Source organism: Mesonia aquimarina, from assembly GCF_003667275.1.
GTDB lineage: Bacteria > Bacteroidota > Bacteroidia > Flavobacteriales > Flavobacteriaceae > Mesonia > Mesonia aquimarina.
Window position 1 is genome coordinate 84,988 of the sequence record NZ_RCNV01000001.1, and the last position, 16,640, is coordinate 101,627.

Sequence of the window (16,640 nt, forward strand, 5' to 3'; positions counted from 1 at the left end):
ATTAAAAATTTAATTGGTTCCTGTATTTTTACTCGATTCATCTACAATTCTAAACTGGCGTTCTTCAGCTAATAGAACTCGCTGATAAACTAATTCGCCTTTAGCATTGTAGTAACCCATCATTCCTTCTTCTTGATCTGCCATTAAAAAAACTTCTTCTTCAACTTCTTCAACACGACTACGTATTTTTTGAAGGTTGGCAGATACACTTGCTTTTAAAGGTTTTACTTTAGATTTTAAACCGGTTAAAAACTCTTTACGTTCTTCATCAAGCTTTGCCAGCTTAATAGATTCACTGGTTAAGTCATCTTTTAATTTCGATAACTCATTTGCATCTAATGCTTTTGGGTAAGTGAACTGCTCACTTGTTTCTGCATTGTTTTTTAAAATTTGCAACCGTTCTGCTGGGCTTTCAGATTGCAGGATCTTTTTATCCATAACTATCAATTTATTTGGTTTAACATTAATTTTTCACTTTAGCATTTTGTAGCATTTTAAACAAGCGTTCCAGATCGGTTACTTCTTGTTTTGCTTCAAAATTTAAGAGCAATTCAATAGAAAAATCCTCTATTTTTTGAAGCATAAAATCTTTATTTATCTGAAAAAACTTAGCAATACAGCGTTCACTAATTTTGGTTAATTTTTGAGCCAGGTAACAGGCCATAATTTTAACCGAAGTATCTTTAATTCCTTTAACATCATAAACATCTACACCGTTGGCGTAGGTTACAATTGCCGTAATTGTTTTTAAATCTTCCATACATAAAAATTTTAAAAAGCCTTATTTTTTCAACCGCACGTTTTACCGTAAAGGCTTTGCGGTAACTACTCACGAAAAAAGACTATTGTTTAGTTCCGTTATAAACTTCGCCGGTACTTTTTCGACTAGGTTGTTCTTCTACATCGTTTTCTAAAACCCAAAGCCATAAAGCAACTAGGGTTAGTATTACGCCTATTAATATACCGAATAATAAAACCATCATACCGTTGTATTTTTATTGCAGTTTGCACATTGTTCTACACAACCAAAAGCACCGCCAACAGGATTGCATAAATTGCCGGTTTTCTTAAAATTGCATTGTTTTTTAAAGCCAATTTGTAAAGGCCTTTTGTAAAAAGGTTTAGGGTATTGCTTTCCTACTTTTGAGTTTAATTTTGCCATTGTCCGCGTTTTTTTGCCAAGCGAATAGCCTCGGCGGTTAGTAATTTATATTGTGTAAGTTTTCCCTTAGAAGTAGGGAATAGGGTATGTTTTTTTGCGTGGGTTTTTGCATAACTCTTTACAGCCTTAACACTTATGCTACCCCATAGTTGCGCTTCTGAAATCTCTTTCATCGTTAAGGCTTTTTTTGCCAACAGGCGCGAACGTAAATTTGTAAATTCTCTATGCTTTAGTTCATTTTCTACCAAAGCACGGGGCGCAATTACCAAATCGTTAGCTTGTAAATGCTGCATTAAACGTTCTATGTTTACCACGCCTTCCATTTACTCGCTGTCTTTATTTTTATCTAAACCTAAGCCAATACAAGCCCACAGAATAGAAAATGCTATTAAAAACCAACCACCGCCAGTATAACCGGAGTAGAGTAAAAAAGCGCCAAGGCTTCCAAAAAAATAGGGGTAAGATGCTATTACAGCTTTGTACATTTTTATTCAGCTTTTAGTTGTTCTAGAATATCTGTCAAATCATTATTAAGATTATCGTTGTGTACGCGCATAATCCAAAAAAATTCAAGTTGGCGCGCTTTTCTGTAATCTTTATACTTCTCATTCATCTCTGCCACAACATTTACAAATGAAGCACGAGAGGTGAAACCCCGATTTTTAAACTCGCTTAAAATTTTTAATGATGTTGCCATTTTATCTACGGCTTCATCTTCAGAAGAAATGCAAATTGTTTTTTTCATAACTTTGTAAAATTTGTATCAGCTAATTTGTGGCACGGGGTTTGTAATCTCGTTTGTAATAATTAGTTGACAAGGCAAATATATACATAAATATACATATATATAGATATATGTATGTTAAAATGTATTATAAAAACTATAACTAACTAATTATGAATGCATTAAGTAAAGAAGAAAAAATGAAGCTAATCATAGAATTAGCTGAAAAACACGATATTACAGCTTATGAATTCGGTAATAATACCGAAATAAGCACTTTTGCAGCAGATAGACTATTAAGCGGTAAAACAGGAAACCCTAGCAGAAAAACAGTAAATGAAATGCTGTTTTATATAGAAAATAAAATAGTAGGGACCAAAGTTGGGGTAGAGGAAAAGCCCGAAATATATAAAGCAAAGGGCAAATCTGTAGAAGATGTTTACAATTCTATTGAACGATTAACAGAATTAGTAACTAAAAATAATAGAGTTTTCTCAAAGGCTCTAGAAGCAACATTACTAAATACAGAAGAAATTTTGGTCCATACAGAAACTATAGAAGATCATATTAAAAATAATATAGATTCACTCAACAGCCTTGAGTCCGTTGTCGAGAAAAGTTTGCGAAGAAACTCGTAGTTCTTCAATAATACGCAAGCGTTCTTTTCTCGAATAATTTTTTTTAAAGGTAGAATAATTAATTGCACGTTTTAAGTTTTTGTTGTTTTTCATAATTGACCGATTTATAAATAAAACCGCAATAAAAGTTATTTATTTTTAAGAATAATTTTAAATTAGTTAACTAAAATCATAAATAAATAAGATATAAGTAATTATGAAAAAAACTTTACAATATATTTTTAGTACAATATTTTTACTCATAGGATTTGTTTGGGTGTTTTTTGCACCCATTGCCGGTTCACTTTTTCTTTTAGCGGGTTTATTTATACTACCAATTATCTCTTCTCAAATCAAAATAAAAAGTTTTTTAAAGTATGTAGTAGCTATTGTGCTTTCTATTTCAGCATTTGCAGCGTTAGGATATACTATTGCAGATTTAGGAGAAGAACAAGCACATAAAAAACGCAAAAAAAAATCAAATTCCACAGAATATGCTTTAGAAGTTTTAACAGAAATGAATGATTCTGTTTATAATAAATTAAAGCGTGATTCACTTGAAATTAAATATTTTCAAAAAGAAGATTTGAATAAAAACTTTTTATCACTTTTAAAAGAAAACTCCCATAAAAGAGATAGCTTATTAGAAGAAAATCGTAATAAAAAAATTAATGATAGCCTTAATAAAATTACAAAAGCTGAAGAAAAAGCAATTGCAGAACGTGATGAAATCATTCAAAAGCAATTTAGTTCTTGGAATGGAGCGCATAGAAATTTAGAAAACCTTATTCAAAAAAATATGAATGACCCAGATAGTTACGAACATATTAAAACTGTCTATTTTGATAAGGGCGATCATTTAATTGTTATCACTTCTTTTAGAGGAAAAAACGCTTTTAACGCCACCATAAAAAATTCAATCACCGCAAAAGTTGATTTAAATGGAAATGTAATAGAAGTTATTGACCAATAATTTTCAATTGCGCGGCATCGCGTTCAGCTTCGGGGTATTTGTCTTTGTAAACCGTATCTATATCATTACGTTCGTGGCCCATAAGTTCGCGCAATAGATCTTCTTCTATACGGGCAAATTTACCCATAGTCGCAAAGGTGTGGCGCATTACTTTACTGGTTAAATTATCATTTTTAGGCAGCAATTCTATTGCCAGGCGTTTTTGTAAAATCTTTAGGTTCCGGTTATGATTATCTCTAAATGTTTTGTAAGAAGTCCACGCTTTTGGCCACGAGAATAAATATTCTTTTTTCGGGTTATCACATTTATATTTATCAATAATATGCTGGGCTTTTTCAGTCAGCAGAATATCAAATTCATACTGCCGGTCGCCCAACTTTCTACGCGTTAGAAAAACCCGGTTATTACTAAGATCATTCTTTTTTAAGTAATAAATATCAATTAGATCGGCGCCACAAAAATAAAACTGAAGCAAACAAAAATCAATTGCCCGCTGGTAACTAGGATGTTCTAAACTCAAATTTTCAAATTCGCGCAAAGTTTCTTCTGAAAGATAGCGGTTTTTTGCCCGCCGCTTTTTTATTTTTACACCATCTAACGCCCCAATAAATGGTTTTTTATCTTCAATAACACCAGCTTTTACCGCGGCATTGTAATTTGCGCGTATGGTTGCAATGTAAACCCGAATGCTTGTATTTTTATTACCAAGTTCTTTCTGGTAATTTTTAAAGCGCTCTATAAATTGCGGGGTAATATCTTTAAAATTCAGTTGCGGCGAAAATGTTTCAAAAGCCTTTTTTGCATCTCGATAGATAGAAGCGTTCCCATTTCGGTTTTGGCTTTCCATTAGTTTAATTCTTTTATCCATCCAGGAATAAAAATTTAAACTAACAGTAGGTTTTTTATCTGAAAAAAAATCAAATGCCGCCGGAAAATCATCAAGTTTCCTAAAATCAGAAAGCACCGCTTTTTTACGAATGTCTAAAATAGTAGTGTATAGATCTTCAAAATCATCGTGCGAAGGCAACGGAAGGTTAGAAGTTAAATCCCAATCTTCTTCAAAAGAATACCCAATTGTTTTTCTTCTCGTTTTTCTATTATGCGAAATAATCAGTTTCACCGGAAAACCATATTCGCCTTGGCCGTCGGTTTTATATAATTTTACTGTAGCTTTCATTCGTAAACTTTTCGTAAACAAATTACGTAAAAATTACCCTTTTTAACCAATTTAGGAAGGAATAAAGAATTTTACAGAAGTGTTAAAAACTAAGAAACCCCGCCAATAGACGAGGTTTCAAGTAGTCGGGGTGGCAGGATTCGAACCTGCGACCTCCTGCTCCCAAAGCAGGCGCGATAACCGGGCTACGCTACACCCCGATAATGGTTATCTGTTTGCGAGTGCAAATATAAAATTAATTTTTACTTTTGCAAACTCTTTTTTTCTGGCGGAGAGACCGGGATTCGAACCCGGGCATCCCGAAGGATGACAGCTTAGCAGGCTGCTGCATTACCACTCTGCCACCTCTCCGTTAAATTATGAACGTGTGCAAATCATTTTGCGGTTGCAAACTTAATACATACTTAGCTTCTAACCAAAGGAATTTTATGCTTTTTTTCGATAAAATTTTAGGTTTCTAATTAGCAGTTAGTTAGCAAAAGTAGATTTTTCCGATTTAATTAGTTTGGCCAATAAGGGAATCATTTTTTTATGATTTCTTACAAAAGGATTGTTCTTATTCCAAACGTATCCGGCTAAAACAGCACAAATTTGTTGCTTAATTTCGGGGGTGGGTTTTTGGTGTAGAATAATTTCTTGCAAGTTTCCGGTGTACCATTCTTTTACGTAGGTCGAAAAAACTTCAACGCCTTCTTGCATATAATCTACATAGCCTTTTTGCCAATCAACCTTTTCACCATTCAATTGTTTGGCGCATAATTTTGCAGCTAACAGACCAGATTCTGTTGCAAAAGAAACTCCGGAAGAAAAAACAGGATCTAAGAATTCGGCGCTGTTTCCGGTTAACACAAAATCATCTCCGTAAAATTTAGTCACATTTTTAGCGATATTATTTACTTTAATCGGTTCGAAATTAAAATCGAGGTCTTTAAATTGAGGATAATATTTTTTAGTATCAGGAAGCATTTGCGTGAATGCTTCAGAGGTATTAGGGGAAAATTTTTGAAACCATTCTTTTTTTCCCACAAAACCGATACTGGTATTTCCATTAGAAAACGGGATGTACCAAAACCAGACTTCATTTTCAATAATGTCAAACGTGATGAGTTCTCCTTCTTTTCCTGTTGGACGATTACTATCTTTTACTTGGGTGAATATCGAAGAATGTATCGCGGTTTTAGGTGCTGCTTCTAAGTTTAGCTGCTTTGCCAACACTCTTCCGGGACCGCTCGCATCAATAATAAATCTTCCTTGATACTTTTCCTTAATGTTATTCTTTAATGTAGTGACAACCACTTTTTCAGAAGCTGAAAACTCAATATTTTCAACCTTTGTTGCAAATTCAATAGAAACCCCATTTTTTTGACATTCTTCAGCTAAGACATTATCAAAATGATCTCGCGGAACTTGCCACGTCCAATCCCATCCTTCACCAAATTTTTCTGAAAAGTCAAAATTTCCTTCCACTCCATTTCTAATAAATCGAGCGCCTATTTTTACTTGATAATTTTGCTTTTTAAGACAAGTTAATAGACCGGCTTCCTCAAAATTATCCATACAACGGGGAATTAAACTTTCGCCCACAGTGTACCTTGGGAAGTTTTCTTTTTCAATAATTTTTACGGAAAAACCATGCTTCTTTAGATAGGAAGCCGCAACTGTTCCGGAAGGTCCCGCACCAATAATAAGCACATCTACATGCTCTTTTATCATACTAGATTTTCTTTATGGGGTAAATATACTACATTTGCGCAAGCTGCTATTGTTAGAATTTTTCAGAATTATGCTAAAAGGAACACAAGCCATAGAATTAGATGATTTTTATGCCGTTTTATTTGAAGAAAGTCAAATTGAATTATCTTCAGAAATATTAAAACGAGTAGAGAAAAGTTATCAATTTCTTCAAGATTTCTCTAAAGACAAAGTTATTTACGGGGTAAATACCGGCTTTGGTCCCATGGCGCAGTATAAAATAGATGAAAAGGATCAGCATTCGCTTCAGTATAACTTAATACGAAGTCACGCTTCCGGAACCGGAAAAATTTTAGTACCTATTTATGTAAAAGCTTTAATGCTGGCACGTTTAAACACGTTGAGTTTAGGGAAATCTGGTGTGCATAAAAGTGTAATTGAAGTCATGACCCAACTAATCAATAAAAATATTACGCCTCTCATTTTTGAACATGGCGGAGTAGGAGCGAGCGGCGATTTAGTGCAGTTAGCGCATTTGGCCTTGGTGTTGATTGGTGAAGGTGAAGTTTTTTACAAGGGAGAACGTGTTTCTACAACAAGTGCTTTTGAAGCTGAAAAAATTAAACCAATTCAAATAAAAGGCAGAGAAGGTTTGGCATTAATGAACGGTACGTCGGTGATGACAGGAATTGGAATTGTAAATACCATTTACGCTGAACGGCTGTTGAATTGGTCGGTGTTTTGCAGTTCATTAATTAATGAGGTGGTAAAAGCTTATGATGATCATTTTTCAGCTCAGTTAAATGAAGCAAAATTGCATGAAGGGCAGAAAAACATCGCTAAAAAAATGCGTGATCATTTAGCCGACAGCAAACGAATAAAAAAACGTGATCAGCACCTTTTTAAACCGACCGAAGAAAAAGTTTTTAAAGAAAAGGTTCAAGAATATTATAGCTTGCGTTGTGTGCCGCAAATTCTAGGACCGGTGCAAGATACGCTCAAGCAAGTGAAAAAAATTTTAGTAGAAGAAGTAAATTCTGCTAACGATAATCCGATAATTGATGTAGCTTCCAAAAACGTTTATCACGGCGGAAATTTCCATGGAGATTATGTAGCGCTAGAAATGGATAAATTAAAATTAGTCATCACTAAATTATCAATGTTAGTCGAGCGTCAGCTCAATTATTTATTGAATTCGAACCTCAATAATTTTTTAACGCCATTTGTGAATTCAGGAAAATTAGGACTTAATTTCGGGATGCAAGGCACACAATTTACCGCGGTTTCTACCACAGCAGAAAACCAGGCGCTTTCTAATTCGATGTACATTCACAGTATTCCTAACAATAATGATAATCAGGATATTGTAAGTATGGGAACCAACGCGGCGAATATGACCAAAAATGTTATTGAAAATTCTTTTGAAGTCGTTGCCATAGAATTAATCACCTTAGTTCAGGCGGTATATCAATTAGATATTGTAGCTGAATTATCGTCTACTTCTCAACAAGAGCTTCAAAAAATACAAGAATTTATTCCGAAGTTTTCAGAAGATCAAGCCATGTATCCTTTTGTTCAGCAAATGAAGTCTTATTTACTTCAAAATGAAATCTATTCTGAAAAAAAATAAATATGAAATATGCTTTAATTACCGGCGGTTCAAGAGGAATTGGAAAAGCAATTGCCATTTCATTAGCTTCAGAATTATATTATAATATTATTCTAACCTATAAAAACAATACCGAAGCTGCAGAAATTACACAGCAAGAAATCCAAAGCTTTAACGTAACATGTGATCTATTAAAATTTGATGTCGCTAACGCGGAAGAAACTACAGAAACATTAAAAAATTGGGAAGAAAAAAATCCGGAAGCCACCATAGAAGTCATCGTCAATAATGCCGGAATCACTGCCGATGGTTTATTTATGTGGAATTCTACCGAAGATTGGAACAAGGTTTTGCAAACTACGCTAAACGGTTTTTATAATATAACGCATCATTTTATTCAACAACTGCTGAAAAACCGCTACGGAAGAATTATTAATATTTCTTCGGTTTCCGGCGTAATTGGTACCGCGGGACAAACCAATTATTCGGCAGCAAAAGCCGGTTTAATCGGTGCGACAAAAGCCTTGGCGCAAGAAGTAGCCAAACGAAAAATTACCGTAAATGCGGTTGCACCGGGGTTTATAAGTTCTGATATGACTAAAGATTTAGATGAAAAAGAACTACAAAAGCAAATCCCGATAAATCGTTTTGGGAAACCTGAGGAGGTAGCCGATTTGGTGTGTTTTTTAGCTTCTAAAAAAGCGGCATATATTACCGGAGAAGTCATAAATATTAACGGCGGAATTCCTACATAAAAATATGGCAGAGTGGAAAGGAAAATCTAGAGGAAGCGTTTCTGGACTTAAAGTTTTTGTGTTTTTTATTAAACATTTCGGTTTGCGTGCGGCATATATTTTATTGTGTTTACCGGTTCCTTATTTTGTGTTTTCGGCTCCCAAAGCTTCCAAGAGTATTTTTACTTTTTTCCATAAACGCTTGGGGTATTCTAAATTCCATGCTTTCTTCCAAATTTTTAAAAGTTATTACTTCTTTGGGCAAACCTTAATCGATAGAATAGCCGTTACGGTAGGACATCGCGATAAGTTTACTTATGAATTTGACGGCGTTCATCACATCGAAAATTTATTAAAAAAGGGGGAAGGCGGAATTTTATTTACCGCTCATATCGGAAATTTTAATATCTCCAGAACCTTTTTTGAAACGCTTGAAAATCCGGCAAAAATAAATATGGTGATCACCGATTTAGAGCATGAAAATATCAAGGAATACTTAGAATCGGTTACTGGAAAAACCAATTTAAATTTAATTGTAGTTGAAGAAAGTTTATCGCATATTTTTAAAATAAATGAAGCTTTACAAAATAATGAATTGCTGGTTTTTGCTGCCGATAGAAGCGGAGAAGGAAAATCTTTAACACAGGAATTTTTAGGAAAAGAAGCAGCGTTTTTTAGCGGTCCGTTTAAATTGGTGGCTAAAAAAAAGCGTCCGGTTTTATTTGTGCATATTATGCGGGAAAAAGGATTTCATTATCATTTATATGCGCGACCTTGCGAAACGGAAATAAATTCCGAACACGAAATTTTAAAGTTATATACCGGTAATTTAGCTGAAATGGTCAAAAAATATCCCAATCAGTGGTTTAATTTTTATGATTATTGGGCGGATTTTAAAAAAGAAAAACTGAAGAATTAAGATGAAACTTCCCATTCATACGCTAGAAGAAATTAAAAAGTTAATTCCGCAGAAAGAACCTTTTATTATGGTGAGTTCTTTATTGTCCTGTTCTTCAGAAGAAGGGATTACCGCTTTAAAAATTGAAGCAGATAATATTTTAATTGAAGAAAATCAGTTTTCAGAAGCCGGTTTGTTAGAACATATGGCACAAAGCATTGCGTTACAGGGCGGTTTTTTAGCAAAGCAAAATGTAGAAAAAAGACCAAAAATCGGTTATATAATTTCTATCAAATCAGCTAAAATTTATCAGCTCCCAGAAATTAATTCAACTATAAAATCCAACGTCCGTAAAATCCATGAAATAGCCGGAATGACAAATTCTCTTGTTATGGTTAAAAATGAGCAAGAACAACTACTAGCGGAAGCAGAAATAAAAACTTACGAGCAAAAAACAGGGAATTGAGCAAAAATCGTTATTTTTGATAATTATCAAAACTGTATTCAAATGGATATGACGGCTCAAATAAAAAAGGACTTGATCTCAAGGATTAAAAATTCTAAAGATTTGAATTTTTTAAAAGCTCTTCAGACAATTTTTGACACCTCCGAACAAGCTTTATATCAATTATCTCCTGAACAAGAAAATTCTATTTCAATGGGTAGAGAACAACTAAAAAATGGTCAGTATTCGAGTAATGAATCTGTAATTTCTGAAATGAAAGAATGGCTAGCAAAAAAATAATTTGGTCAGATTTTGCCAAATTGGAGTTCCAAAATATTCTTGAATATTATATCAAAAGAAATAATTCTACTACATACAGTATACAACTTCTAGAAAAAACAGAAGACTTATTAAAAACGCTATCTAAAAGTGAATTTATCGGAAGGTTAACTTCAAATAAAAAAACACGTGTAATACCAATGAATAACTATTTGATTTTCTATGAAATAAAAAAAGAGCATATTGAAATAGTTTCATTTTGGGATAACAGACAAGATGATAAAAAGCTAAATATTAAATAAATACAATTGTTTATTAATGGATGAAGTTTTTATCACAGACGACCAGATTATAAGTCCGCTTGGTTTTTCTTCTGAGGAAAATGTAAAAAATTTACGAAATGAAGTTTCCGGAATTCAAGAAATTTCTGATCCCGATTTAGCCCCTTTTTCATTTTTTGGAGCAAAAATAAATCGTGAAAATGTAGCGGAAGAATTCAATGCAATCGGTCCTTTATCTAAATACACCTATTTAGAACAGCTTATGATTTTAGCAATTGATAAGCTCTTGAAAAAAAATACCGAAACCGATTTCTCCAATACCTTACTCGTTGTTTCTACCACCAAAGGAAATATTGATTTGCTTAAAAGTCTAGGAGATTTTCCTGAAAAAAGAGTTAAATTATACGAATTAGCACGAGCTATCCAACATTTTTTTCAATTTAAAAATGAACCACTGGTAGTTTCAAATGCTTGTGTTTCTGGTGCATTAGCGGTTGGGGTAGCGAAAAAAATGCTTCAGCAAAAAAAATATAAAAATGCTATTGTCGTTGCCGGCGATCTGTTATCAGAATTTGTGTTATCCGGTTTTAATTCTTTTCAAGCTTTAGATGATAAAATTTGTAAACCCTATTCAAAAAATCGTAACGGAATTAATTTAGGAGAAGCTGCAGCAGCAGTTTTAATAAAAAAACAATCCACTAAAAAAAATGCTATAAAAATTTTAGGCGAAGCTTCTGTTAATGATGCCAACCATATTTCCGGTCCTTCAAGAACCGGCGAAGGTTTGGTGAAAAGTGTAGAAAAAGCGTTGTTGGAAGCTAAAATTTCTTCCGAAAAAATAGATTTCATTTCAGCTCACGGAACCGCTACTTTATTTAATGATGAAATGGAAGCCATTGCCTTTCATCGTTTAGGTCTATCGCGAAAACCATTACACAGTTTAAAAGCTTATTACGGACATACGCTAGGAGCTTCAGCGCTTTTAGAAACCATTATTACCAAACACAGTTTAACGCAAAATGAACTGTATAAAAGTTTAGGTTTTAGCGAAAACGGGGTCAGTAAAGCTTTAAATATTATTGAAAACCCGAAAAAACAAGACTTGCAAATTGCTTTAAAAACGGCTTCCGGTTTTGGCGGTTGTAATTATGCTATTATTTTTGAAAAAAAATCCGTTTGAAAAATAAGTACTTTATTACTGATTTTGTAAAATTTTCTAAGCAGTTGAAAACAGCAGATGTAGACGCTATTCAAACTGAACTGAAAGAAGAATATAAAGCCTTGGCAGTGCAATACCCTAAATTTCATAAAATGGATTTACTGTCAAAATTAGGCTTTATCGCTACAGAGTTATTGCAGAAGAAAGTGAATTTCCCGTCAGATACGGCGTTAATTTTTCAAAATAATGCTTCCAGTTTAGTTACTGATATTCAGCATCAAAAAAGTATACAAGAAAAAGATGCTTATTTTCCTTCGCCTTCTATTTTTGTGTACACTTTACCCAATATTGTCATGGGCGAAATTGCTATTCGGCATCAATTACAAAGTGAAAATACATTTTTTATCAGCGAAAATTTTCAAGCAGATTTAATTAAAAACTACACGCAATCTTTACTAGATACCAAAAAAGCTTCCGCTTCTATTTCTGGCTGGATTGATTTGAATACCGAAGGATATAATGTATTTTTGGCCTTTATTTCTGAAAAAGGAACATTACCTTTTACCACAGAAAATTTACAACATAAATTTACAGCATAAATGAGCGATTTACGGGAAGAGCTAAAGTATAAAATTATAGAACAACTTAATTTAGAAGATATTTCGGTTGATGAAATTGAAAATAATGACGAATTATTTGGCGATGAAATTGGTTTAGATTCTATAGATGCACTAGAATTAATTGTCTTGCTAGAAAAAGATTACGGTATAAAATTAAGCGACCCTAAAAAAGGAAAAGAAGTTTTTTATAGTGTAGAAACTTTGGCAACTTTTATTGAAAATAATCGATAAAATATGAGTGAACGTATTGCTGTTACCGGGATTGGTACAATTTCTGCTATCGGAAATTCGGTTGCCGAAAATTTTGAAGCTTTGCAGAAAAGTACATCCGGGATTGGTAAGATTTGCTATTTAGAAAGCGTTCACAGCGATAAATTTCCCTCAGGAGAAATAAAGTTAAGCAATAAATTTTTAGCTGAAAAATCAGCGATTCCGCGTGATAAACTATTCACAAGAGCTGCATTATTAGGCTTTCACGCTGCAAAAGAAGCTTTGACCCAGGCGGATATAAATTTGCCAAACGCAAACTTAGCTTTTATTAACGGTACCAGTGTTGGCGGAATGGATTTTACCGAACAGCATTTTCAAGACTTTCAAGAAAAGGCAGCTTCAATAAAATTTATTGAAGCGCAACATCCGGGATTTACTACAAATACCATTGCAGATTTTTTGCAAATTAATGATTTGGTTAGTACGGTTAGTACCGCTTGTTCTTCGGGAGCAAACGCAATTTTAACCGGTGCAAAATTAATACAAGCTAACAAAGCCGATTATGCCTTAGTAGGCGGCACCGATTGCCTGTCAAAATTTACCTTAAACGGCTTCAACAGTTTAAAGATTTTATCAGAAAGAAAATGCCAAGCTTTTGATGAGAATAGAAGTGGATTAAATTTAGGTGAAGCCGCCGCATATTTAGTGTTGGAGTCAGAAACACAAGCAAAAAAATCAGGTAAAAAAATTCTGGCATATTTAAGTGGATTTGGAAACGCCAATGACGCGCATCACCAAACGGCTTCATCAGAAACCGGGGAAGGGTCTTTTTTAGCTATGAAAAAAGCTATAAATTCTGCTGAATTATCACCAAAAAAAATTGATTATATCAACGCACACGGCACAGCAACACTAAATAATGATTTAAGCGAAGGTATTGCGATAGAACGTGTTTTTAATGAAATTCCCCCAGTGAGTTCAACCAAAGCTTTTACGGGCCATACGTTGGCTGCTGCCGGAGCTTTAGAGGCAGTTTTCTCTATTTTATCGCTTCAGCATCAAGTAGTTTTTACTAACTTGAATTTTCAGCATAAAATGAAGGAATTACAGTTTTTACCGGAACAAAAATTTCAACAGCGAAAAATAGAACACGTGTTATCCAATTCATTTGGGTTTGGCGGAAATTGTTCAAGTTTAGTATTTTCAAAAAATATATGAGTCAAGAAATTTACATCAACGGAATAGGATTTGTCGGCGCGCAAGCTATTTTTCCTCGTGAAAAGACAATTTGCTCAAGCTTTAATACTTTTTCTACTCCAATTCTTGATTGTCAGTTTTCTGAATATCAAAAATATATTCAAAAAGGAGCGATGCGGCGCATGTCTTCTTCTGTGAAAATGGGAAGTGTAGCCGCAAAAAAAGCCTTATCTGATGCTAAAATAGAATTGCCGGATGCCATAATAACCGGAACCGGAATGGGATGTAAGGAAGATTCTGATATCTTTTTAGCTAATCTATTGGCACAAAAAGAAGAACTTTTGACTCCCACAAAATTTATTCAATCTACACACAATACAGTCGGTGGGCAAATTGCGCTGCAACTGCAAACAAAGGTTTATAACAGTACTTTTGTGCAAGGTGCCGCATCTTTTGAATCTGCTATCTTAGATGCCGATTTGAGCTTGTTTTCTGAAAATGATGAACAAAATTTTTTAGTTGGCGGTATTGATGAAATTTCAAAAACCACGATTGATTTACATCGGTTAAACGGACAAATAAAAAAAGAAGCTGAGGTTTTAAACGAAAACTTATTAGCCTATAAAACTTCGGGAAGTATTGCCGGTGAAGGGGCTTCGTTTTTTGTGATTTCTAACCAAAAAAATGAACAGACTTATTGTAAAATAAAGGCGATAAAAATTTTTAATTCACTTGCTGAAGAAAAATTAGCTAAGAAATTAAAAGACTTTTTGAAGGTCAATAATTTAGCGGAGCAAGAGATTGATTTATTGATTTTAGGAAAAAATGGAGACGTAAATTTTGATTTTTATTATGATGATTTGCAGCGAAATTTTCCTGAAGAAACTCCGCAGTTGTATTATAAACACCTAATCGGAGAATTTTATACCGCTTCAGGTTTTGCAAATGCACTTGGAGCACATATTTTAAAAGAGCAACAAATTCCCAAAAAATGTGTTTTAAATTCGACTTATAAAAACCCAAAAAGCATTAATCGAATTTTACTTTATAATCAATATCAAGGAAGAGATCATAGTTTTATAATTTTAGAAAAATGCTAAGATTTAAAAATATTAATGCGTTTTTTTTGCTGATTCTAGCAATCTCAGTTTATGGGATTTTTCAATTAAGCTGGCCTTTATATTTGCTGTTAATTGTATTGTTTTCTTGGTTAAGCATTACTTTTTATGGTGCAACAAACGTTCGGTTGAATTATTTTTTTACTGCTTTACATCAACAAAAAAATACTGCTAAGAAGGAAGTCGCGCTCACCTTTGACGATGGACCCGCTTCGCAAACCAAAGCTATTTTGGCACTTTTAAAAAAATACAATGCCAAAGCTACTTTTTTCTGTATCGGTCATAAAATAGATGAACAACCCGAAATTTTTAAACAGATAATTTCTGAAGGTCATACGGTAGCAAATCATACTTATTCGCATGCAAAAAACATCGGTTTTTTTAGTTCAAAATCAATTCAGCGGGAATTAGAAACTTGTAATCTAGCCGCTAAAAGTGTTGGTGGGGTAGAGATGAAATTATTTAGGACCCCATTTGGAATCAGTAATCCCAAGATAAAAAAAGCATTACAAAAAACCGGACATCAGCCCATTGGTTGGAGTATTCGTTCGTTTGATGCGTTGTTTTCTTCACCCGATTTAATCTTTAAGAATATAGCGAAAAAAATAAAGCCGGGCGATGTAATTTTATTGCACGATACACAAAAACATACACCCGAAATTTTGGAGCGATTATTGATTTTATTGCAGGAAAAATCCTTAAAATCGGTTAGCATTAATAAACTTTTTAATATTTCAGCTTATGCTTAAAAAAACACTTTTTTTAATTTTATTATGTGGCTTTTCAGGTTTTTCACAACAACAATTATCGACTGCTGAAACAGAAAAACTTAAAACTGAATTAAGGCAAGTTGTGAATTCTATAAACTCATTAACAGGTGATTTCACTCAAATTAAATCGGTAGAATTTATGGAAGACGATGTGGAAAGTTCAGGCAAATTTTTCTACCAAGAACCCAAACAAATCAAGTGGAAATATGAACAACCACTAGCGTACAGCATTCGCTTTTTAGAAGATAAGATTTTACTGAGTCAGCAAGGCAACACGCAAGAAGTAGATGCAAATTCTAATGCCTTATTAAAACAATTGAGTGAATTTTTATCAGAAAGTATTACCGGAAAGATATTAGAAAGTGATGCCTTTACTATTACATATTTTAAACATAATGGAACTTATTCAGCACAATTAAATCCTAATGAAAAGGAGTTAAAAGAAGTTTTCAGTCGTATTATTTTACATTTTGAAGAACGCTATTTAATCAATAAAATAGAATTGATAGATCCTAATGAAGACACTACGATTATAGAATTAAACAACGTGAAACTTAACACTTCATTAGAACAAAACACATTTAAAACGCCATAAAAATGTTAGAAAATTTTGTTGAAGTAAACGAACGTAAATCTACTGAAAATCAACAAGAAACAATTTTTAAAATCGACGAACAACATGAAGTTTTTTCGGGTCATTTTCCTGATAAGCCTGTCACGCCCGGTGTGGTATTGATCGATCTTTTTAAAAAAGAAGCTGAATTTTTTTTTCAGCAAAAATTGCAACTGATTGAATTAAAAAATGTGAAATTCATCAAACCTATTTCCCCTCAAAAAAATAGCCTACTTTCTTTATCATCATCTTTTTCTGAAGAAGGTGAATTTATAAAAATTATCGGGAAGGCTTTTTTTCAAAAAGAGCTTTGTACAAAGTTAACTCTTATCCTTAAAAAAGTGTAGTTTTGCCGCTAGTAG

25 protein-coding genes and 2 tRNA genes are annotated in these 16,640 nt (G+C 33.4%); 16 read left to right on the forward strand and 11 right to left on the reverse strand.

Annotation, left to right across the window (positions count from 1 at the left end; all coding sequences use genetic code 11):
• Positions 1-9 precede the first annotated feature (9 nt).
• The 7 genes from D9R05_RS00495 to D9R05_RS00515 all read right to left on the reverse strand — a co-directional run bounded on the left by D9R05_RS00495 (position 10) and on the right by D9R05_RS00515 (position 1,907).
• A complete protein-coding gene (locus D9R05_RS00495; protein WP_121665264.1) occupies positions 10-438 on the reverse strand; it encodes a hypothetical protein in 429 nt (142 codons plus the stop codon).
• Between the two features lie 25 nt (positions 439-463).
• The gene (locus tag D9R05_RS00500) at positions 464-760 is read right to left on the reverse strand and encodes a hypothetical protein (RefSeq protein WP_121665265.1); all 297 of its coding nucleotides are present in this window, start codon (positions 758-760) and stop codon (positions 464-466) included.
• 82 nt (positions 761-842) lie between these two features.
• Positions 843-983 (reverse strand): hypothetical protein, encoded by a 141-nt coding sequence (locus D9R05_RS15430; protein ID WP_162984862.1) that lies wholly within the window; start codon positions 981-983, stop codon positions 843-845.
• On the reverse strand, positions 980-1,162 hold the full coding sequence (locus D9R05_RS00505) for a hypothetical protein (RefSeq protein WP_121665266.1): 183 nt from the start codon (positions 1,160-1,162) through the stop codon (positions 980-982). The genes D9R05_RS15430 and D9R05_RS00505 overlap by 4 nt, the downstream gene beginning before the upstream one ends.
• A complete protein-coding gene (locus tag D9R05_RS00510) occupies positions 1,150-1,485 on the reverse strand; it encodes a hypothetical protein (protein WP_121665267.1) in 336 nt (111 codons plus the stop codon). Before D9R05_RS00510 ends, D9R05_RS00505 begins: the two co-directional genes overlap by 13 nt.
• Entirely contained in the window at positions 1,486-1,647 is a 162-nt protein-coding gene (locus D9R05_RS15435; RefSeq protein ID WP_162984863.1) for a hypothetical protein, read from the reverse strand.
• Positions 1,648-1,649: 2 nt separating this feature from the next.
• Complete coding sequence (locus D9R05_RS00515; RefSeq protein WP_121665268.1) at positions 1,650-1,907, reverse strand: hypothetical protein; 258 nt, start codon at positions 1,905-1,907, stop codon at positions 1,650-1,652.
• A gap of 152 nt (positions 1,908-2,059) precedes the next feature.
• Here D9R05_RS00515 and D9R05_RS00520 point away from each other — a divergent pair, with 152 nt between their 5' ends.
• Together D9R05_RS00520 and D9R05_RS00525 are read left to right on the forward strand one after the other, a co-directional pair.
• On the forward strand, positions 2,060-2,524 hold the full coding sequence (locus D9R05_RS00520; RefSeq protein WP_121665269.1) for a hypothetical protein: 465 nt from the start codon (positions 2,060-2,062) through the stop codon (positions 2,522-2,524).
• Positions 2,525-2,720: 196 nt separating this feature from the next.
• Positions 2,721-3,476, forward strand: a complete 756-nt coding sequence (locus D9R05_RS00525; protein WP_121665270.1) for a hypothetical protein — start codon at positions 2,721-2,723, stop codon at positions 3,474-3,476.
• On the opposite strand, the gene D9R05_RS00530 is transcribed toward D9R05_RS00525, so the two are convergent.
• The 4 genes from D9R05_RS00530 to D9R05_RS00545 form a co-directional block, all read right to left on the reverse strand.
• Positions 3,463-4,653: a tyrosine-type recombinase/integrase gene (locus D9R05_RS00530; protein WP_121665271.1), complete on the reverse strand. Its 1,191-nt coding sequence runs from the start codon at positions 4,651-4,653 to the stop codon at positions 3,463-3,465. The two genes, D9R05_RS00525 and D9R05_RS00530, sit on opposite strands and share 14 nt — an antisense overlap.
• A gap of 125 nt (positions 4,654-4,778) precedes the next feature.
• Positions 4,779-4,853 (reverse strand) — tRNA-Pro (locus D9R05_RS00535).
• Between the two features lie 66 nt (positions 4,854-4,919).
• Positions 4,920-5,004, reverse strand: a tRNA-Ser gene (locus D9R05_RS00540).
• A gap of 117 nt (positions 5,005-5,121) precedes the next feature.
• A complete protein-coding gene (locus D9R05_RS00545; protein ID WP_121665272.1) occupies positions 5,122-6,366 on the reverse strand; it encodes an NAD(P)/FAD-dependent oxidoreductase in 1,245 nt (414 codons plus the stop codon).
• Positions 6,367-6,436: 70 nt separating this feature from the next.
• On the opposite strand from D9R05_RS00545, the gene D9R05_RS00550 reads away from it, so the two are divergent.
• From D9R05_RS00550 to D9R05_RS00615, 14 genes are read left to right on the forward strand one after another with little or no spacing between them, the layout of a single operon-like run.
• Complete coding sequence (locus D9R05_RS00550) at positions 6,437-7,975, forward strand: HAL/PAL/TAL family ammonia-lyase (RefSeq protein WP_121665273.1); 1,539 nt, start codon at positions 6,437-6,439, stop codon at positions 7,973-7,975.
• Positions 7,976-7,977: 2 nt separating this feature from the next.
• A complete protein-coding gene (gene fabG / locus D9R05_RS00555) occupies positions 7,978-8,709 on the forward strand; it encodes a 3-oxoacyl-ACP reductase FabG (RefSeq protein WP_121665274.1) in 732 nt (243 codons plus the stop codon).
• A gap of 4 nt (positions 8,710-8,713) precedes the next feature.
• A complete protein-coding gene (locus tag D9R05_RS00560; protein WP_121665275.1) occupies positions 8,714-9,607 on the forward strand; it encodes an LpxL/LpxP family acyltransferase in 894 nt (297 codons plus the stop codon).
• A gap of 1 nt (position 9,608) precedes the next feature.
• Positions 9,609-10,052, forward strand: a complete 444-nt coding sequence (locus D9R05_RS00565; RefSeq protein ID WP_121665276.1) for a hypothetical protein — start codon at positions 9,609-9,611, stop codon at positions 10,050-10,052.
• A 42-nt stretch (positions 10,053-10,094) separates the two neighbouring features.
• A complete protein-coding gene (locus D9R05_RS00570; RefSeq protein ID WP_121665277.1) occupies positions 10,095-10,331 on the forward strand; it encodes a hypothetical protein in 237 nt (78 codons plus the stop codon).
• Positions 10,313-10,612, forward strand: coding sequence for a type II toxin-antitoxin system RelE/ParE family toxin (locus tag D9R05_RS00575; RefSeq protein WP_121665278.1), 300 nt, complete (start codon positions 10,313-10,315; stop codon positions 10,610-10,612). The genes D9R05_RS00570 and D9R05_RS00575 overlap by 19 nt, the downstream gene beginning before the upstream one ends.
• A 16-nt stretch (positions 10,613-10,628) precedes the next feature.
• A complete protein-coding gene (locus D9R05_RS00580; RefSeq protein WP_121665279.1) occupies positions 10,629-11,771 on the forward strand; it encodes a beta-ketoacyl synthase N-terminal-like domain-containing protein in 1,143 nt (380 codons plus the stop codon).
• Positions 11,768-12,349 carry a hypothetical protein gene (locus D9R05_RS00585; RefSeq protein WP_121665280.1) on the forward strand — a complete coding sequence of 194 codons (582 nt, stop codon included), beginning with the start codon at positions 11,768-11,770 and terminating at the stop codon, positions 12,347-12,349. Before D9R05_RS00580 ends, D9R05_RS00585 begins: the two co-directional genes overlap by 4 nt.
• Entirely contained in the window at positions 12,350-12,601 is a 252-nt protein-coding gene (locus D9R05_RS00590) for a phosphopantetheine-binding protein (RefSeq protein WP_121665281.1), read from the forward strand.
• A gap of 3 nt (positions 12,602-12,604) precedes the next feature.
• Positions 12,605-13,798 (forward strand): beta-ketoacyl-[acyl-carrier-protein] synthase family protein, encoded by a 1,194-nt coding sequence (locus tag D9R05_RS00595; protein ID WP_121665282.1) that lies wholly within the window; start codon positions 12,605-12,607, stop codon positions 13,796-13,798.
• Positions 13,795-14,877, forward strand: a complete 1,083-nt coding sequence (locus D9R05_RS00600; RefSeq protein ID WP_121665283.1) for a beta-ketoacyl-[acyl-carrier-protein] synthase family protein — start codon at positions 13,795-13,797, stop codon at positions 14,875-14,877. Before D9R05_RS00595 ends, D9R05_RS00600 begins: the two co-directional genes overlap by 4 nt.
• Entirely contained in the window at positions 14,871-15,644 is a 774-nt protein-coding gene (locus tag D9R05_RS00605; RefSeq protein ID WP_121665284.1) for a polysaccharide deacetylase family protein, read from the forward strand. Before D9R05_RS00600 ends, D9R05_RS00605 begins: the two co-directional genes overlap by 7 nt.
• Positions 15,637-16,260, forward strand: a complete 624-nt coding sequence (locus D9R05_RS00610) for a LolA family protein (protein ID WP_121665285.1) — start codon at positions 15,637-15,639, stop codon at positions 16,258-16,260. The genes D9R05_RS00605 and D9R05_RS00610 overlap by 8 nt, the downstream gene beginning before the upstream one ends.
• Before the next feature lie 2 nt (positions 16,261-16,262).
• Positions 16,263-16,625, forward strand: coding sequence for a hydroxymyristoyl-ACP dehydratase (locus D9R05_RS00615; RefSeq protein WP_121665286.1), 363 nt, complete (start codon positions 16,263-16,265; stop codon positions 16,623-16,625).
• Positions 16,626-16,640: the final 15 nt, after the last annotated feature.

Excerpts from the sequence above, each read along its gene's own strand:
- D9R05_RS00495 (WP_121665264.1), bottom strand. The coding sequence starts at position 438 with ATGGATAAAAAGATCCTGCAATCTGAAAGCCCAGCAGAACGGTTGCAA.
- D9R05_RS00500 (WP_121665265.1), bottom strand. The coding sequence starts at position 760 with ATGGAAGATTTAAAAACAATTACGGCAATTGTAACCTACGCCAACGGT.
- D9R05_RS15430 (WP_162984862.1), bottom strand. The coding sequence starts at position 983 with ATGATGGTTTTATTATTCGGTATATTAATAGGCGTAATACTAACCCTA.
- D9R05_RS00505 (WP_121665266.1), bottom strand. The coding sequence starts at position 1,162 with ATGGCAAAATTAAACTCAAAAGTAGGAAAGCAATACCCTAAACCTTTT.
- D9R05_RS00510 (WP_121665267.1), bottom strand. The coding sequence starts at position 1,485 with ATGGAAGGCGTGGTAAACATAGAACGTTTAATGCAGCATTTACAAGCT.
- D9R05_RS15435 (WP_162984863.1), bottom strand. The coding sequence starts at position 1,647 with ATGTACAAAGCTGTAATAGCATCTTACCCCTATTTTTTTGGAAGCCTT.
- D9R05_RS00515 (WP_121665268.1), bottom strand. The coding sequence starts at position 1,907 with ATGAAAAAAACAATTTGCATTTCTTCTGAAGATGAAGCCGTAGATAAA.
- D9R05_RS00520 (WP_121665269.1), top strand. The coding sequence starts at position 2,060 with ATGAATGCATTAAGTAAAGAAGAAAAAATGAAGCTAATCATAGAATTA.
- D9R05_RS00525 (WP_121665270.1), top strand. The coding sequence starts at position 2,721 with ATGAAAAAAACTTTACAATATATTTTTAGTACAATATTTTTACTCATA.
- D9R05_RS00530 (WP_121665271.1), bottom strand. The coding sequence starts at position 4,653 with ATGAAAGCTACAGTAAAATTATATAAAACCGACGGCCAAGGCGAATAT.
- D9R05_RS00545 (WP_121665272.1), bottom strand. The coding sequence starts at position 6,366 with ATGATAAAAGAGCATGTAGATGTGCTTATTATTGGTGCGGGACCTTCC.
- D9R05_RS00550 (WP_121665273.1), top strand. The coding sequence starts at position 6,437 with ATGCTAAAAGGAACACAAGCCATAGAATTAGATGATTTTTATGCCGTT.
- fabG (WP_121665274.1), top strand. The coding sequence starts at position 7,978 with ATGAAATATGCTTTAATTACCGGCGGTTCAAGAGGAATTGGAAAAGCA.
- D9R05_RS00560 (WP_121665275.1), top strand. The coding sequence starts at position 8,714 with ATGGCAGAGTGGAAAGGAAAATCTAGAGGAAGCGTTTCTGGACTTAAA.
- D9R05_RS00565 (WP_121665276.1), top strand. The coding sequence starts at position 9,609 with ATGAAACTTCCCATTCATACGCTAGAAGAAATTAAAAAGTTAATTCCG.
- D9R05_RS00570 (WP_121665277.1), top strand. The coding sequence starts at position 10,095 with ATGGATATGACGGCTCAAATAAAAAAGGACTTGATCTCAAGGATTAAA.
- D9R05_RS00575 (WP_121665278.1), top strand. The coding sequence starts at position 10,313 with ATGGCTAGCAAAAAAATAATTTGGTCAGATTTTGCCAAATTGGAGTTC.
- D9R05_RS00580 (WP_121665279.1), top strand. The coding sequence starts at position 10,629 with ATGGATGAAGTTTTTATCACAGACGACCAGATTATAAGTCCGCTTGGT.
- D9R05_RS00590 (WP_121665281.1), top strand. The coding sequence starts at position 12,350 with ATGAGCGATTTACGGGAAGAGCTAAAGTATAAAATTATAGAACAACTT.
- D9R05_RS00595 (WP_121665282.1), top strand. The coding sequence starts at position 12,605 with ATGAGTGAACGTATTGCTGTTACCGGGATTGGTACAATTTCTGCTATC.
- D9R05_RS00600 (WP_121665283.1), top strand. The coding sequence starts at position 13,795 with ATGAGTCAAGAAATTTACATCAACGGAATAGGATTTGTCGGCGCGCAA.
- D9R05_RS00605 (WP_121665284.1), top strand. The coding sequence starts at position 14,871 with ATGCTAAGATTTAAAAATATTAATGCGTTTTTTTTGCTGATTCTAGCA.
- D9R05_RS00610 (WP_121665285.1), top strand. The coding sequence starts at position 15,637 with ATGCTTAAAAAAACACTTTTTTTAATTTTATTATGTGGCTTTTCAGGT.
- D9R05_RS00615 (WP_121665286.1), top strand. The coding sequence starts at position 16,263 with ATGTTAGAAAATTTTGTTGAAGTAAACGAACGTAAATCTACTGAAAAT.